Below are 14,834 nucleotides of genomic sequence, written 5' to 3' on the forward strand. Positions count from 1 at the left end.
ATCGAACGCTTATGCACGCAGGTGCTGCGATATGGCGCCATTGATGGCTACTATTGGCCTTGCGCGCTGTCTGCTACGCGGTCATACGCGTCTAAACACTCATTAAAACAACAAGAGCACCTACATGAACTGCCTCAAACCCCTTGCTGCCCTCGGCCTGCTGATGCTTGGCGCAAGCCAAAGCCTGGCTGCGCCAACCGTTAAGCAACCAAACATTCTGCTTATTGTTGCCGATGACCTCGGCTTTTCCGACTTGTCTGCGCTTGGAAGCGAAATCCAGACCCCGCATCTGGACCAGCTACTGGCCGACGGCCGCCTGATGCTGGACTTTCATGCCGCGCCCAGTTGCTCCCCCACCCGCGCAATGCTGATGTCGGGCAACGACCCGCACATTGCCGGGCTGGGCATGATGGCCGAAGCACGCAAACGGCTGCCCCCAGGTTCCGAAGTGCGCGCAGGCTACGAAGGCGTGCTCGGGGCCAACGTCGCCACCTTGGCCGAACTGCTGCACGATGCCGGGTACCGCACCTACATATCTGGCAAATGGCACCTGGGCATGCAGCCCGCTCAGCAGCCGCAAAATCGTGGTTTCGACCAGGCCTACGTGCTGCTGGAAGGGGGCGCTGCGCACTTCAAGCAAGCCAACATGGACTTGCAGTCGAACTACAGCGCAACGTTCCAGCACAACGGCAAACCCATCGAACTGCCCGACGACTTCTACTCAAGCACCTGGTTCACTGACCGCCTGATTTCCGCCATCGACGAAGGCAAGGCCAGCCAAAAACCCTTCTTCGCCTTCGCCGCCTACACCGCGCCACACTGGCCCTTGCAGGCGCCAGACAAATACCTGGCGCAGTACCGCGGCCGCTACGATCAGGGTTACGAGGCCATTGCCCACGAACGCCTGGAGCGCCAGCGCAAAGCCGGGCTGGTGCCGGCGGACTTCCCGCGCCAAGCGCAACTGGAGGGCGTGCCGAGCTGGGCATCACTGACCGTTGAGCAGCAACGCCAGTCAGCGCGCACCATGGAGGTGTACGCAGCCATGGTCGCCGCACTGGATGCCGAAGTCGGTCGGCTGGTAGATCACCTGCGCAAGGCCGGCGAGCTGGATAACACGCTGATCCTGTTCATGTCCGACAACGGGCCGGAAAACGCTACCCGCGTCGACCCGAACTGGATCAAGCAGCATTTTGACAACAACCTGGACAACTACGGCAAACCTGACTCGTTCCTGATGATCGGCCCGGCCTGGGCCCAGGTCAGCGCCCTGCCCAGCCGTCGCTACAAGATGACGACCTACCAGGGCGGCATCCGCGTGCCCGCCTTTGTCTATTACCCGGCAACGATCAAGCCCGGGCGCAGCGAAGAACTGGCCAGCGTCAGGGACATCATGCCCACCCTGCTGCAACTGGCGGGTGCGCCCATGCCCGGCATCAAATACCGGGAACGCGATATCGTGCCGCCGCAAGGCACCTCGGCGTTGGCCTACCTGCAGGGCCAGGACGCGCGAATTCATGCCGAGGACGAAGCCCTGGGCTGGGAAATCAACGGCAGCGCCTCGTTGCGCAAAGGCCCGATGAAACTGCTGTGGGATGCCACCGATGGCAAGCCGGCCTGGCACCTGTACGACCTGGGCAAAGACCCCGGTGAGCACCACGACATCGCTGCCGATCACCCCGAGCAGGTCGCCAGCATGCTGCGCGACTGGAAAGCGTATGCGCAGCGCAGCAATATCGCTATCGACGCCGATGGCCACCCCGCAAGCCCTGCCAAACCGGCCACCCCGACCGTGGCCAGCAAGCCATGATTGCCCGAGTAGCCGGCTGCGCACTGGTCGCCGCCGGCCTGCTCGCCGTGGGCTACAGCGCCTGGCCAGAAGCCCCGGCGCCGGTGCTGCTGTGCAACGGCTACAGTGGCCTGCCCGCAGCACGCCAGGGCGCCTGGCGTGACGGCCTGGTGCGCGTGCCAGGCGGCACGTTCAGCTTTGGCTCGGACCGCTTCTACGACGAAGAAGGCCCGCCCCATACGGCTAGCGTGGCGGATTTCTGGATCGATGTGCATCCGGTCACCAACGCCCAGTTCGAACGCTTCGTAGCCGCTACCGGTTACCTCACCCATGCCGAGCGGGGCATCAGCTTCAAGGACGACCCCACCCTGCCCGAGCACCTGCGGGTGCCTGGCGCGATGGTATTCCAGCAAGGGCCGGACGTGCTCAGCCCTGGCTGGCAATTCATGCCTGGGGCGAGCTGGCGTCACCCGCAAGGCCCGGGCAGCAGCTTGGCGGGGCTGGAAAACCACCCGGTGGTGCAGGTGGCGCTTGAAGATGCCCAGGCGTATGCCCACTGGGCCGGGCGCACGCTACCCACCGAGGCCCAGCTGGAATACGCCATGCGCGGAGGCTTGCAGGATGCCGACTTCAGCTGGGGCAAAACGGAACTGCCCAAAGGCCGGATCATGGCCAATACCTGGCAGGGCCAGTTTCCTTATCACAACGCGGCAGCCGACGGCTTCACCGGTACTTCACCGGTGGGCTGCTTTCCGGCCAACCGCTTTGGCCTGTTCGATGCCGGGGGCAATGTGTGGGAACTGACCCGAACGGGCTATCGTCCTGGCCACGACCCACAGCGTGACGCCGCCCTCGACCCGCCAGGCCCCACCCTGGACCAAAGCTTCGACCCCGCCGAACCTGGGGTGAAAGTGGCCGTGATCAAGGGCGGTTCGCACCTGTGCTCGGCAGACCGGTGCATGCGCTACCGGCCCTCGGCGCGGCAACCGCAGCCGGTGTTCATGGCGACCTCACACGTAGGGTTCAGAACGGTTGGTGAATAAACGGCGAAGGTGCTGCGGCCGCGTCGATGGCCGCCACCTGCCGGTCGAAATCGGGCAACAGGTAGTCGAAGAAGTAACGGGCACTTTCCTGCTTTTCCAGGCGCTGCGGCGCGTCGACAGGCAGCGCCTGGATGCAGCGGCACGTGCGGGCCCAGGCATAGGCCTGCAAGGCTGTACCGCAAAGTTGCAGAAAGTCGCCCGCAGCCCGGTACGGGTACTCGGGGTCGTCTGCTGCGCTGAGCTGCACCTTGGCAAGCACCATTTCCAGCGTGTCGCAAACCCTGCGCAACGCATCGCCCTCCTCGCCCGCACCCGTTTCCTGCCGCAGCTCGACCAGCAGCAGCGCAAAGCCTTCGCCCCCATCCCCCAGCACCTTTCGCAGCAGCAAATCGTTGGCCTGCACTTCATTGGTGCCTTCGTAGATCATCGCAATGCGGCTGTCGCGCAGCGTTTGCTCGATGGCGAACTCGCAGGTGTAGCCATAGCCGCCGAACACCTGCAGCGCCTTGCTGGCCAGGTTGAAACCGAGGTCGGTGAACACGGCCTTGATGATGGGCGTCAACAGCGCTGCCAGCTTCGAGGCCTTCGCCCGTTGTGCGAGGTCAGCTGATGCATCGGCAATATCCAGCCAGTGCGCTGCCCAGTAGCCCAGGGCCCGCATGCCTTCGGTGCGCACACGCAGCTCCAGCAAGATGCGGCGCATGGCAGGGTGCAGGTGAATGGGGTCGGCAGCGCCCTTGGCCTGCCCCGGTGCATTCATCTGCCGGCGCTCCCAGGCGTACGCGCTGGCGTACTGCCAAGCCGCCTGGGCATGCGCCAGCCCCTGCAGGCCGACATGCAGCCTGGCCGAGTTCATCATCACGAACATGGCGGCCAGGCCACCGTGCGCCTGCCCCACCAGCCAGCCGCTGGCCCCTTCGAAACGCAGCGCGCAGGTGGCGCTGCCGCGAATGCCCAGCTTGTGCTCAAGGCCATCGCAGTACACGGCATTGCGCTGGCCATCGTCCAGCCATTTCGGCACCAGCAGCAGCGACAAACCACGGCTGCCCGCTGGCGCATCCGTTAGCCGCGCCAGCACCAGATGCACGATGTCGTGTGTCAGGTCGTGGTCGCCGCCAGAAATGAACAACTTGTTGCCGGTGACGGCGTAGCGGCCGTCGCCCATGGGTTCAGCGCGACAACGTAGCAAGCCGAGGTCACTGCCGGCCTGAGGCTCGGTCAGGCACATGGTCGGCAGTGTCTCGCCGCTGACGATGCCCGGCAGATAGCGCGCCTGCAGTTCGTCAGACGCATGGGTTTTCAGGCACAGGTAGGCGCCATGGGCGATGCCGGTGTACATGGCCCAGGCGTGATTGCTGGCGAACAGCATCTCCTGCAAGGCAGCATCCAGCACCTGGGGCAGCCCTTGCCCGCCGAGTTCCGGGGCACAGGCCAGCGCCGGCCAACCACCCTCGACATAGGCTCGATAGGCCGCCGCAAAACCCTCCGGCGTGCGTACATCACCGTCGTCCAGGCGGCAGCCTTGGCGATCGCCCGGTGCATTCAGCGGGGCCAGCACCTGTTCACTGAAGCGGGCGGCCTCTTCCAGCACCTGAGTGGCCAGGTCGAGATCGATATCTGCATAGGGAGGCATTGCCTGCCAGGCCTGCTCGGCCCGCAGCCAGTGTTGCAGCACGAATTGCATGTCCGCCAATGGCGCCTTCCAGGGCATGGGCTACCTCGCGTTCAAGCCGTGAATTGGGGGTTTTCGATCAGCAGCGCCATGCCTTGGCCGCCACCGATGCAGGCGGCTGCGATCCCGTAGCGCAGGCCGTCCCGGCGCAGTTGCCGAGCCAGGGTGTGCACCAGCCGCAGGCCGGTGGCGGCCAAAGGGTGGCCCAGGGCGATGGCACCACCATGAACGTTGAGCTTTTCCACATCGAGCTGCAGCGCCCGGGCCACGGCCAGCACCTGGGCAGCCTGGGCCTCGTTGATTTCGAAACGGTCGATCTGCGCCAGGCGCAGGCCGCTGCGTTCCAGCAGCAGCGCGATGGCTGGGGCAGGCCCGATGCCCATGGTGTGCGGCGACACACCAACCGCCGTGGCCATCAGCAAGCGCGCCAACGGCAGCCGGGTACAGGCTGAGTAGCGCGCCACCACAGCTGCGGCAGCGCCATCGACTACTGCACAACTGTTGCCCGCCGTTTGTACGCCGTCACGGTGCACCGCACGCAGCCGGGCCAACGCTGCAGCATCCGTCGTGCGTGGGTGGCTGTCCCGGCTGATTTCGCTTACCCCACGGGGCAGCTCGATCCCGCGTGGCAAGCAGCCTTCAATATCGAATGCCTCAGCCGTGACACCGACGATCTCCTCATCGAACCAGCCCTGCTGCTGGGCGCGCAAGGCGCGCTGGTGGCTGCGCAAGGCCCAGGCATCCACGCATTCACGGTGCAAGCCGTACTCACGCGCCAGGTTGTCAGCAGTACCGATCATATCCACCCCGGCAGCGGGGTCGTACAGCGCTTCCCAGAGGAAGTCCTTGAAGCCGACCGGCGCACCCAGCCGAAAACCGTTTCGATGTTCGTAGGCCGCAACCGGGTTGCGCGACATCGACTCGGCGCCCACGCACAGCACCTGCTGGGCGCCACTGCGCAGCTGCTCGCCGGCCTGGCGCAACAGTTCAAGGCCGGTGCCGCAGATACGTTGCACCGCCAGCGCCGGGACGGCCTGAGGCACGCCGCAGTACAAGCCCACATGGCGCGGCAGGAAGTAGGCATCGAAACTGGCCTGGGCCATGCTGCCGGCGAGCACGCTGTCCACCGCCTGCGGGGCAATACCTGCCCGAGCCAGCACCGCACGCCCGGCCTTGATCCCCAGGTCGATGGGCGACACAGCGGACAGTGCGCCGCCCAGGTCTACCCAGGGGGTACGCACCATGCCCACAATGGCTGCGTCATCGAACGCTGTACACAGGCCGGCACTGCTCATGACCGACCCTGTGCGTGCAGCTGGGTCGGGCCTTCACCGCGGTACAACGCATCTACCTGCACGGCCCGCCGCTGCAGCACCGCACGCTGGTTGATCGAACCCTTGTCGGTGATTTCGCCCGCGTCGATCGACGGCGGCTCTTCGAGCAGCGCCAGCCACTCGATGCGGCTGGCGTTGCCCTGGGCGTCACGGTTCAGGCGCGCCAGCCACGCGGCAAACCAGTGGCGTAGCGTTTCGCAGCCCAGCACCTCGGCATCACTGGCATCGGCCGCCAGGCCAGCAAGTGCCCGGCACTCGGGCAAACGCGGGAACACCAGCAACCCCAGGCACTCGCGGTCCGGCGCGGTTACCACGATGTCCTGCACATAGGGCGAGCCTTCCAGTACCGCTCGGTTACGCAGCGGGCCGACACTGACGAATACCCCGGACGATAACTTGAAGTCCTCGGCGATACGGCCATCGAACATCAGCCCCTGCTCGGGCTGCTGCAGGTCGGCCAGTTTCAGCGCATCGCCAGAGCAGTAGAAGCCCTCCTCGTCAAAGGCTTCGGCGGTTTGCTGCGGCGAACGCCAGTACCCCGGCATGATGTGCGGGCCACGGAAGCGCGCCTCCAGCTTGTCGGCCTGGGGTACCAGCTTCACTTCGCAACCCGGCGCCGGCAGCCCCACATAACCGGCCATCGATAACGGCCCGGTGGTGAAGGTGCAGGACGGCGCCGCTTCGGTCATGCCCAGGCCAGCCATCATGCGGATGCGCTCGCCACAGTGCTGCTCGGCGATGCGGTCCAGGCGGTCCCATACGCTTTGCGACAGGCCCGCGGCGGCGAAGAAGAACAGCTTGATGCGGGCGAAGAACACGTCACGCAACTGGGCGTCCTGTTCCAGTGCCTTGGCCAGCTCTTCCCAGCCCTTGGGTACGGTCAGGTAGGCTGTTGGCGAGATTTCGCGCAGGTTGCGCAAGGTTTCGCCGAAGCCTTGCGGGGTGGGTTTGCCCGCGTCCAGGTAAAAACTGCCACCGTTGTACAGCACGATGCCAAGGTTGTGGCTGCCGCCAAAGGTGTGGTTCCAGGGTAGCCAGTCCACCAGCACCGGCGGCTCTTCAGCAAACACCGGAAAGGTCTGCAGCAACATCTGCTGATTGGCGCAGAGCATGCGCTGGGTGGTGATCACTGCCTTGGGCAGTTTGGTGGAGCCCGACGTGAAGAGGAACTTGGCGATGGTGTCGGGCCCGGTGGCGGCAAACGCTGCATCGCCAGCAGCGGTGTCGCACGGTTGCAGCAGGCTGTCGAAGCTCAAGTGCCCACGCCCCGGCGCTTCGCCGCGCATGCTGACCACGGGTACCGACGCATCAAGCACGGCATCGAAGGCGCGCAAAAACGGCTGAGTATCGGTGGTGAACACCAGGCCGGGGGTCAACACCTGGCACACATGCCGCAGCTTGGCAAAGTCCTGCGACAGCAGCGCATAGGCCGGCGACACCGGGCAATACGGGATGCCGGCATACATGGCGCCCAGCGCAATCTGCAGATGCTCGATGTCATTGCCGGAAAACAGCGCCAACGGCCGCTCGGCGCTCAGGCCAAAGCCCAGCAGGTGGGTGGCGATGGTGCGCACCTGGCTGAGCATTTGCGCATAGGTGATCTCGCGCCAGGCGCCGTCAGGCTCACGCGCGGCAATAAAAACTGTATCGGGGCGCATCTGCGCCCAGTGCAGCAGCCGGTCGAGCAAGCGCGCAGGCAGCGGCGCCAGCGGCTCGACCGGCTGCATGCGCAGGATGCCGTCGGCTTCACTGACCTGCACCTGAGGGTGCCCGATGGACACCTGCCGGTAGGGCGTGCATTGGCCAGGGTCGGACGACCGTAAGCGGGCTTCGGTATTCACGCAGGTTGCTCCTTGTTCTTGTTGTACATCCTGCCGCCGCCCGGCGCTGCCGGTGGCGGCCAATCGCGTGTTGCTCAGATGGGATAATGCCGCGGGCCATGCTGCAGGGTGACCCAGCGCAGCTGGGTGAACTGGTCGATGGCCGTGCGGCTGCCGAAGCTGCCGTAGCCACTCGACTTGACCCCGCCAAACGGCATCTGCGCCTCGTCGTGCACGGTCGGGCCATTGATGTGGCAAATGCCCGACTCCACCCGCTGGGCCAAGGCCAGCGCACGGCTGGTGTCGCGGCTGAAGATGGCTGACGACAGGCCGAACTCGGAGTCGTTGGCCAGCTTCAGCAGGGCCTCGTCACCCTCACCGCGCAACACCACCGCCACCGGCCCGAAGGACTCCTCGCGGTACAGGCGCATGCTGTTGTCGACGTGATCGAGCAGGGTCGGCTGCAGGATGCTGCCCTGCAGCTGGCCGCCGCATACCAAGCGTGCGCCCTTGGCCACGGCATCGTCGATCAAGGCCTTGATGCGCTCACCAGCCGCACCGCTGACCAGTGAGCCGAGCACTGACGTACTGGCCTGCGGGTCGCCGGCGCGCAGCCCGGTCACCTTCGCCGCCAGCTTCTCGACGAAGGCATCGGCGATGCGACTGTCCACCACCAGCCGCTCCGTGGACATGCAGATCTGCCCTTGGTTGAAGTAGGCACCAAACGCCGCGGCTTCGACTGTGGCGTCCAGGTCGGCGTCGTCCAGTACCAGCAACGGGGCTTTGCCGCCCAGCTCCAGCAAGGCTGGCTTGAGGTGCCGAGCGGCCAGCTCACCGACAATGCGCCCGACGTGGGTAGAACCGGTAAAATTCACGCGGCGCACGGCCGGGTTGGCGATCAGCCGTTCGACGATGGCCGGGGCGTCTTGCGGGGCATTGCTGATCACGTTGACAACGCCATCACCCAGGCCTGCATCGTGCAACACCTGGCCGATCAGCCGATGCACTGCCGGGCTCAGCTCCGATGCCTTGAGCACCACCGTGTTGCCGCACGCCAGCGGCATGGCGATGGCCCGGGTGGCAAGTATGACCGGCGCGTTCCAGGGCGCGATGCCCAGCACCACGCCACAGGGTGCGCGCAAGGCCATGGCGAAACTGCCGGGTACATCCGATGGGATGACTTCGCCGGTTATCTGCGTGGTCATGGCTGCAGCTTCGCGCAGCATGTTGGCGGCCAGTTTCACGTTGAAGCCATACCAGTTGGCCATGGCCCCGGTTTCACCCGCCAGCGCGATGAACTCGTTTGCCCGCGCCTGCAGCAAGTCTGCACCGGCCAACAACCGGCTGCGGCGCTCGCCGGGCGCCAAGGCGGCCCAGGCCGGGAACGCAGCACTGGCAGCGGCTACCGCCGCATCAGCATCGGCCAGCGTGGCGGCGGCGGCTTGCGACACCCCTTCGCCGGTGACCGGATTGCAGCGTTCGAAAGTACGTCCGTCACTGGCGGGGCACGCCCGCCCGCCGATCAGCAAAGGCACCTGCAACATGCTTATTCCTCTTTTTGTACTTGTCGGGAATATCTGCAGGCTGTGACCGGTAATGGCCCAGCCCGCTTGAACTCAGCGCTTGTAGGCCTGCAGGCCTGGCTTGATGCTCTTGTCGTCCAGGAACTGCTTCATGCCCTGCTCGCGCCCGCCTTCGGTGTCCAGCAGGCGGGACTGGTCGAGCTTGGCGTACAGGTAGTCTTCGTTCTGCTCCCAGGTCAGTTCGCGGCAGCGCTTGAAGCCGTGCTTGGCCGCACGCAGCACCACCGGGTTCTTTTCCAGCAGGTTGAGCGCCAGTTCGCGGGTGACGTCGCGCAATTGCGCCAGCGGCACGCTTTCGTTAACCAGCCCCATCTCGGCGGCTTTAGGCCCGCCGAACGTCTTGCCGGTCATGATGTAGTACAGCGACTGACGGTGGCCAACGGTATCGGCCATGGCTTTGCTGACCAGGTTGCCCGGCGGGATGCCCCAGTTGATTTCCGACAGGCCAAAGGTGGCCTCGTCGGCACAGATGGCCAGGTCGCAGGCCACCAGCGGGCTGAAGCCGCCGCCAAAGCACCAGCCGTTGACCATGGCGATAGTCGGCTTGGCGTACATGCGCAACAGCTTCCATTGCCATTGCGAGGCTTCGCGGCGGATTTTTTCCTGGAGGATTTCCGGGCCGGCGTCCACTTCACGGAAGTATTCCTTCAGGTCCATGCCTGCGGTCCACGACTCACCTGCCCCAGTCAGCACCAGCACCCCGGCGTCGCTGTCCTGCTCCAGGGTTTCCAGCACGTCGACCATTTCCCGGTTCAGCGTGGGGCTCATGGCATTGCGCTTTTCCGGGCGGTTGAGGGTGACCCAGGCAATGCCCGACTCCAGTTCGACCTTCACGGTAGCCCAGCGGCCTTCGTATTTGCTCATGGTTCTGCACTCTTGTTGTTCGAGGTGGTGAACACCAAGCTAAGCGAGCTAATTAGTTATGTCAATTAACTATTATGAAAATTATCTTTCCTGCACTGCCTGTTGGACGGTGATTTCCCAGACACTCCTCTAGCCGGATTACGCCAAGGCAGGCAGACTGGGTAACTTTCTTATCCATGAGCCAGGAGCCTGTACCCCCATGGCAAGGTCTGCCCGCACTACCGAAACCGCTTCCATGCCCGCTGCAGCTGCGGATGGAGTGCTTGAAGACTTGATCGGTTACGCCCTGCGCCGCGCCCAATTGAAGCTGTTTCAGAACCTTATTGGCCGGCTCTCGGCACACGACCTGCGCCCGGCGCAGTTCTCGGCGCTGGCGGTGATCGAGCAGAACCCTGGGTTGATGCAGGCGGACCTGGCGCGGTCGCTGGCGATCGAGCCACCGCAGGTGGTGCCCCTGCTGAACAAGCTGGAGGAACGAGCCCTGGCCGTGCGCGTGCGGTGCAAGCCCGACAAGCGCTCTTATGGGATTTTTCTGAGCAAAGCGGGTGAAGCGCTGTTGAAGGAACTGAAGCAAATTGCCCATGACAGCGACCGCGAGGCGACCTCGGCGCTGGATGATGAGGAACGCGGGCAGTTGTTGCGGTTGCTGACGAAGATCTACCAGGCGTAAGGAGAACACCCGCCCAGGCATCACAAAAAATGCATTTTTTCGATTTTACAAATTTGATTTAATCATTTTTGAGAATATTAGCTTAGGTTGAAAAAGTATTTCAAAAGCGTTTTTCATAGAGATATGTTCTCACCAGACCGACCCCTGACTGGCGGAGGCAAAGGAACCTAATACCTCCTTCAGCCTCAGGTCACCTCACCCGGCTCCGGTATCCAGGTATCCGAAATCCCATTCGATGCTGGTTATCTGGAAGCTGCAGCATGAAGCCCTTGCCCTACCCTGTTCGCCATCACCTGTCCGCCGCCGTTGCGTTCGCCCTGTTCACGCCCACAGCCTTCGCCGAGCCTGTCGAAAAGCCTGGCGACAAGCTGCCAACCGTCACCGTCACGGCGGAGCACCGGGAAGAAAACCTGCAGAAAACCCCGCTGGCGATCAGCGCCTTCGACGAGCGCACCCTGCAGGACGCGCAGATCAACAACATCCGCGACCTGTCTGGCCGGGTGCCCAACCTGACGCTTAACCGCCAATCCATTTCCTACAGCGCACAAACCTACGGCATACGCGGCATTGGCGAGACCGACCCAATCCAGGAAGCGGCTGTTGCGGTCTACGCCGACGACCTGTACATCCCGCGGGCGATTTCTTCGATGCTGGACTTCAACGACGTGGAGCGCGTTGAGGTGCTGCGCGGCCCACAAGGCACCCTGTACGGGCGCAACAGTGCAGCCGGCGCGATACGGGTAATCACCCGCGACCCGACCCAGCAGGCCCGCGCCTTCGTCGAGCTGGGTGCCGGCAACTTCAATGCACAGAACGGGCGCCTGCTGGTCAGCGGGCCATTGGTGGACAACACCCTGTTCGGCAGCTTTTCAGCGATCCGCCTGACCCGCGACGGCACCGTGTACAACCGCACCCGTGACAAGGATGTCAACAACATCGACATCCAGTCCTACCGCGGCAAGCTGCGCCTGGCCCCGCAGGATTCGCCCTGGGACGTGCAACTGACCCTGGCCGGCACCTTCGACCGTGGCGATACCACCAGCTATACGCCCTTCAACCCGGCCAACGGCCATTTCGACAAATTCAAGACCTACAGCAGCCTCGACCCCAAGAACCAGCTGGATCAGGGCAGCGCGGTGCTGCGCGCGATCTACAGCATCGATGACCACCTGAATTTCAAGTCGGTCACGGCCTGGTCGGAATTCGACCAGCCGGTGGACTACGACAACTCCGGCCAGGCCAACAGCGGCACCGCGTCACCGATCCAGAACAACCTGATCACCTACAAGCAGCGCTACGCCACCCAGGAATTCCAGCTCAACGGCGAATACGACAGGTTCAGCTACACCCTCGGCGTGTACCTGTACAAGGAGCGCTTCCGCGCCGAGCGCGACAGCCTGACCTTTTCGGTGGCGCAGAACCGGGTCAACGCCAGCGGCCAATACAGCACCACCGATACCGAAAGCTACGCGTTGTACGGGCAGAGCAATTACAAGCTCACCCCACGCCTGTCGCTGACCACCGGCCTGCGCTTTACCCACGAGCACAAGCACTTCGATTACACCAACTACGCCATCACCACCGACAGAGCAATTACTGGCACCAACTTCGCTGCCGAAACCAGCGACTCCTGGGCATCACTCAGCCCCAAGATCGGCCTGGAGTACGCCTGGAGCGACAACCTGGTGCAGTACGGCTATGTGGCCCGGGGCTTCAAGGCCGGCGGCTTCGACAACCGCGCGCCAACCCGCGCCGCTGCCGAGCAGGGCTTTGAGCCGGAAAACGTCACCACCTATGAGGTGGGCTTCAAGGGCGACTTTGCCGATGGCCGCCTGCGCAGCAACATCGCCTTCTTCTATAACGACTACGACGACCTGCAGACCAATGCCTGGGACCCAGCCATCAGCGCCAACCTGCGCACCAACGTAGGCAGTGCCCACACCTACGGCGTGGAACTGGAAAACACCGTGCTGCTGGCGCGCGACCTGCGCCTGACCGCCAACCTGGGCTACCTGAAAAGCCAGTACGACGACTTCCAGAACGCCAGTGGCCCAGGCGTGAGTGCCGACGGCAAGGAAATGATCTTTGCACCGCAATGGAACGCCAGCCTTGGCCTGAACTGGACGCTGCCCGTCAACCTGCCGGGTGAGCTGGTGGCCAACACCGACTACCAGTACCAGACCCGCTCCTACGCCAACCCGCTGAACGCCGACATCTACGAAGTACCTGCCCAGGGCTTCTGGAATGCCAGCACCAGCTATGCCAGCGCGGACGGCCACTGGACCACCACCCTGTCGGTCAAGAACCTGCTCGACCGCGCCTACCCGCAAAGCATCGCCTACTCGGCCGCCAGCCGCACCGCCTACTACTCGGTCAACGACCCACGCACCGTGCTGCTGAGTGTGCGCTACGAGCTGTAGCGCCGCGCTGAACGGACTCACTTTCCACTTGCAAGGAGAACACACCATGGGCTTGACCCGTAGAGACCTTATTGCCCACCTGATGGCCGCTGGCAGCTACGGCGCCGCGCTTGGCAGCCTGTCCGCGCTGGGCCTGTTGCCCGCAGCAGCCACGGCCAGCACCTTCCAGCCGCTGGGCCTGCCGACCACGTCCGGCAACGGCAAGCGCGTGCTGGTGGTGGGGGCTGGCATCAGCGGCCTGGTGGCAGCCTATGAACTTGGCAAAGCCGGTTTTGACGTGCGCGTGCTGGAAGCCCGCGAGCGAATCGGCGGGCGTGCCTGGACGCTGCGCAACGGTGACGAGGTCCTGCACAATGACGGCAGCCGCCAGCAGGTGCGGTTCGACAACGGCCACTATTTCAATGCAGGGCCCGCACGCCTGCCCAGCCATCACCTGACCATCCTCGGCTACTGCCGCGAGCTGGGCGTGCCGCTGGAAGTGCTGGTCAACAGCAGCCGCAACGCCCTCGCCCAACCGGACCTTGCGCAGCCACCGTTACTGCTGCGCCAGGCGGTGAATGACACCCGTGGACACCTCAGCGAACTGCTGTCGCGCAGCATCAGCGGCAAAGCGCTGGACAAGGAGCTGGACACGGGCGATCAGAAGGCCTTGCTGGATTTTCTCAAGGTATACGGTGACCTCGACGAGCAGCGTCATTACAAGGGCTCGGTTCGCGCCGGCTACACCCGCTTCGCCGGGGCGGGCGACCAGACACCGATCCAGCGCCAGCCAGTGGCACTCAAGCAACTGCTCAACCCTAACCTGATGCTGCCGCTGGTGTTCGACGAGATCCCGGAGTTTTCCGCCACCATGTTCCAGCCGGTCGGCGGCATGGACCAGATTGCCAAGGCCCTGTACGCCAAGGTGCAGGACAAGGTGCAACTGCATGCCGAAGTGCAGGCGATCCGCACCGGAGACAACGGTAGCCAGGTTACCTGGCGTGACCGGCGCAGCGGCAAGTCCCAAGTGGAAACCGCCGACTACGCCATCGTCACCATCCCCCTGCCACTGCTGGCCCGGGTTGACCACAACTTTGGCAAAACCACCCAGGCGGCCATCGCCCAGGCCAAGCCGGACCTGGCCAACAAGGTGGCCTGGCAGGCACCCCGGTTTTGGGAAAGCGAGTTCCAGATCTATGGCGGGCTCTCCTATATCAACCACGAAGCGCGGCTGCTGTGGTACCCCAGCGATCACCTGAACAGTGCCCAGGGCATCCTGGTGGGCACCTACAACACCGGCGAAGTGGCGCGCACATTTGCCACGCGCTCGACAGAGCAGCAACTGGCAGCGTCGCGCCAGGCCGTGGAGTCGCTGCACCCGGGCCACGCCGGCAAGTTGCAGCGTGGGGTGGCGGTCAACTGGTCCAAGGTACCGTTCAGCGAAAGCCCGTGGATTGTCCATGACGTGCTTGCCGAGCCCGGTTATTCGCACCTCAACCAGCCCCAAGGCCGCACCTGGCTGGCCAGCGATGCACTGGCCCATGGCGGGGTGGGTATCTGGCAGAACAGTGCTGCGGACTCGGCCCGCCATGTGGTCGGGCAGATCGCCCGGCACGCCCTGCAACAGCAACGCGGCGTCGCCGCCTGAACAAGGAAGCCCTTT

10 protein-coding genes are annotated in these 14,834 nt (G+C 64.2%); 5 read left to right on the plus strand and 5 right to left on the minus strand.

The window, feature by feature from the left end; translation table 11 throughout:
- The first annotated feature begins 124 nt into the window (after positions 1–124).
- Both CKW35_RS06905 and CKW35_RS06910 read left to right on the plus strand, forming a co-directional pair.
- Positions 125–1,807 (plus strand): arylsulfatase, encoded by a 1,683-nt coding sequence (locus CKW35_RS06905; protein ID WP_095115520.1) that lies wholly within the window; start codon positions 125–127, stop codon positions 1,805–1,807.
- Positions 1,804–2,829 (plus strand): formylglycine-generating enzyme family protein, encoded by a 1,026-nt coding sequence (locus CKW35_RS06910; RefSeq protein WP_095115522.1) that lies wholly within the window; start codon positions 1,804–1,806, stop codon positions 2,827–2,829. The genes CKW35_RS06905 and CKW35_RS06910 overlap by 4 nt, the downstream gene beginning before the upstream one ends.
- Here the strand turns inward: CKW35_RS06910 and CKW35_RS06915 are convergent.
- The 5 genes from CKW35_RS06915 to CKW35_RS06935 all read right to left on the minus strand — a co-directional run bounded on the left by CKW35_RS06915 (position 2,810) and on the right by CKW35_RS06935 (position 10,102).
- Positions 2,810–4,540, minus strand: coding sequence for an acyl-CoA dehydrogenase (locus CKW35_RS06915; RefSeq protein WP_095115524.1), 1,731 nt, complete (start codon positions 4,538–4,540; stop codon positions 2,810–2,812). The two genes, CKW35_RS06910 and CKW35_RS06915, sit on opposite strands and share 20 nt — an antisense overlap.
- 14 nt (positions 4,541–4,554) lie before the next feature.
- Positions 4,555–5,796: a thiolase family protein gene (locus CKW35_RS06920; protein WP_070086379.1), complete on the minus strand. Its 1,242-nt coding sequence runs from the start codon at positions 5,794–5,796 to the stop codon at positions 4,555–4,557.
- Positions 5,793–7,676 (minus strand): feruloyl-CoA synthase, encoded by a 1,884-nt coding sequence (locus CKW35_RS06925; RefSeq protein WP_095115526.1) that lies wholly within the window; start codon positions 7,674–7,676, stop codon positions 5,793–5,795. Before CKW35_RS06925 ends, CKW35_RS06920 begins: the two co-directional genes overlap by 4 nt.
- Positions 7,677–7,750: 74 nt before the next feature.
- A complete protein-coding gene (locus tag CKW35_RS06930) occupies positions 7,751–9,199 on the minus strand; it encodes an aldehyde dehydrogenase (RefSeq protein WP_016487702.1) in 1,449 nt (482 codons plus the stop codon).
- Between the two features lie 72 nt (positions 9,200–9,271).
- The gene (locus CKW35_RS06935) at positions 9,272–10,102 is read right to left on the minus strand and encodes a p-hydroxycinnamoyl CoA hydratase/lyase (RefSeq protein WP_016487703.1); all 831 of its coding nucleotides are present in this window, start codon (positions 10,100–10,102) and stop codon (positions 9,272–9,274) included.
- A 199-nt stretch (positions 10,103–10,301) separates the two neighbouring features.
- Between CKW35_RS06935 and CKW35_RS06940 the strand changes: the two genes are divergently transcribed.
- The 3 genes from CKW35_RS06940 to CKW35_RS06950 all read left to right on the plus strand — a co-directional run bounded on the left by CKW35_RS06940 (position 10,302) and on the right by CKW35_RS06950 (position 14,819).
- Positions 10,302–10,772 carry a MarR family winged helix-turn-helix transcriptional regulator gene (locus tag CKW35_RS06940; RefSeq protein ID WP_023049344.1) on the plus strand — a complete coding sequence of 157 codons (471 nt, stop codon included), beginning with the start codon at positions 10,302–10,304 and terminating at the stop codon, positions 10,770–10,772.
- A 260-nt stretch (positions 10,773–11,032) separates the two neighbouring features.
- Positions 11,033–13,192 carry a TonB-dependent receptor gene (locus CKW35_RS06945; RefSeq protein WP_060517253.1) on the plus strand — a complete coding sequence of 720 codons (2,160 nt, stop codon included), beginning with the start codon at positions 11,033–11,035 and terminating at the stop codon, positions 13,190–13,192.
- Positions 13,193–13,238: 46 nt separating this feature from the next.
- Positions 13,239–14,819, plus strand: a complete 1,581-nt coding sequence (locus CKW35_RS06950) for an FAD-dependent oxidoreductase (protein WP_016487705.1) — start codon at positions 13,239–13,241, stop codon at positions 14,817–14,819.
- Positions 14,820–14,834 lie beyond the last annotated feature (15 nt).

This window comes from Pseudomonas sp. Irchel 3F3 (genome assembly GCF_900187545.1).
Taxonomy (GTDB): domain Bacteria; phylum Pseudomonadota; class Gammaproteobacteria; order Pseudomonadales; family Pseudomonadaceae; genus Aquipseudomonas; species Aquipseudomonas fortuita.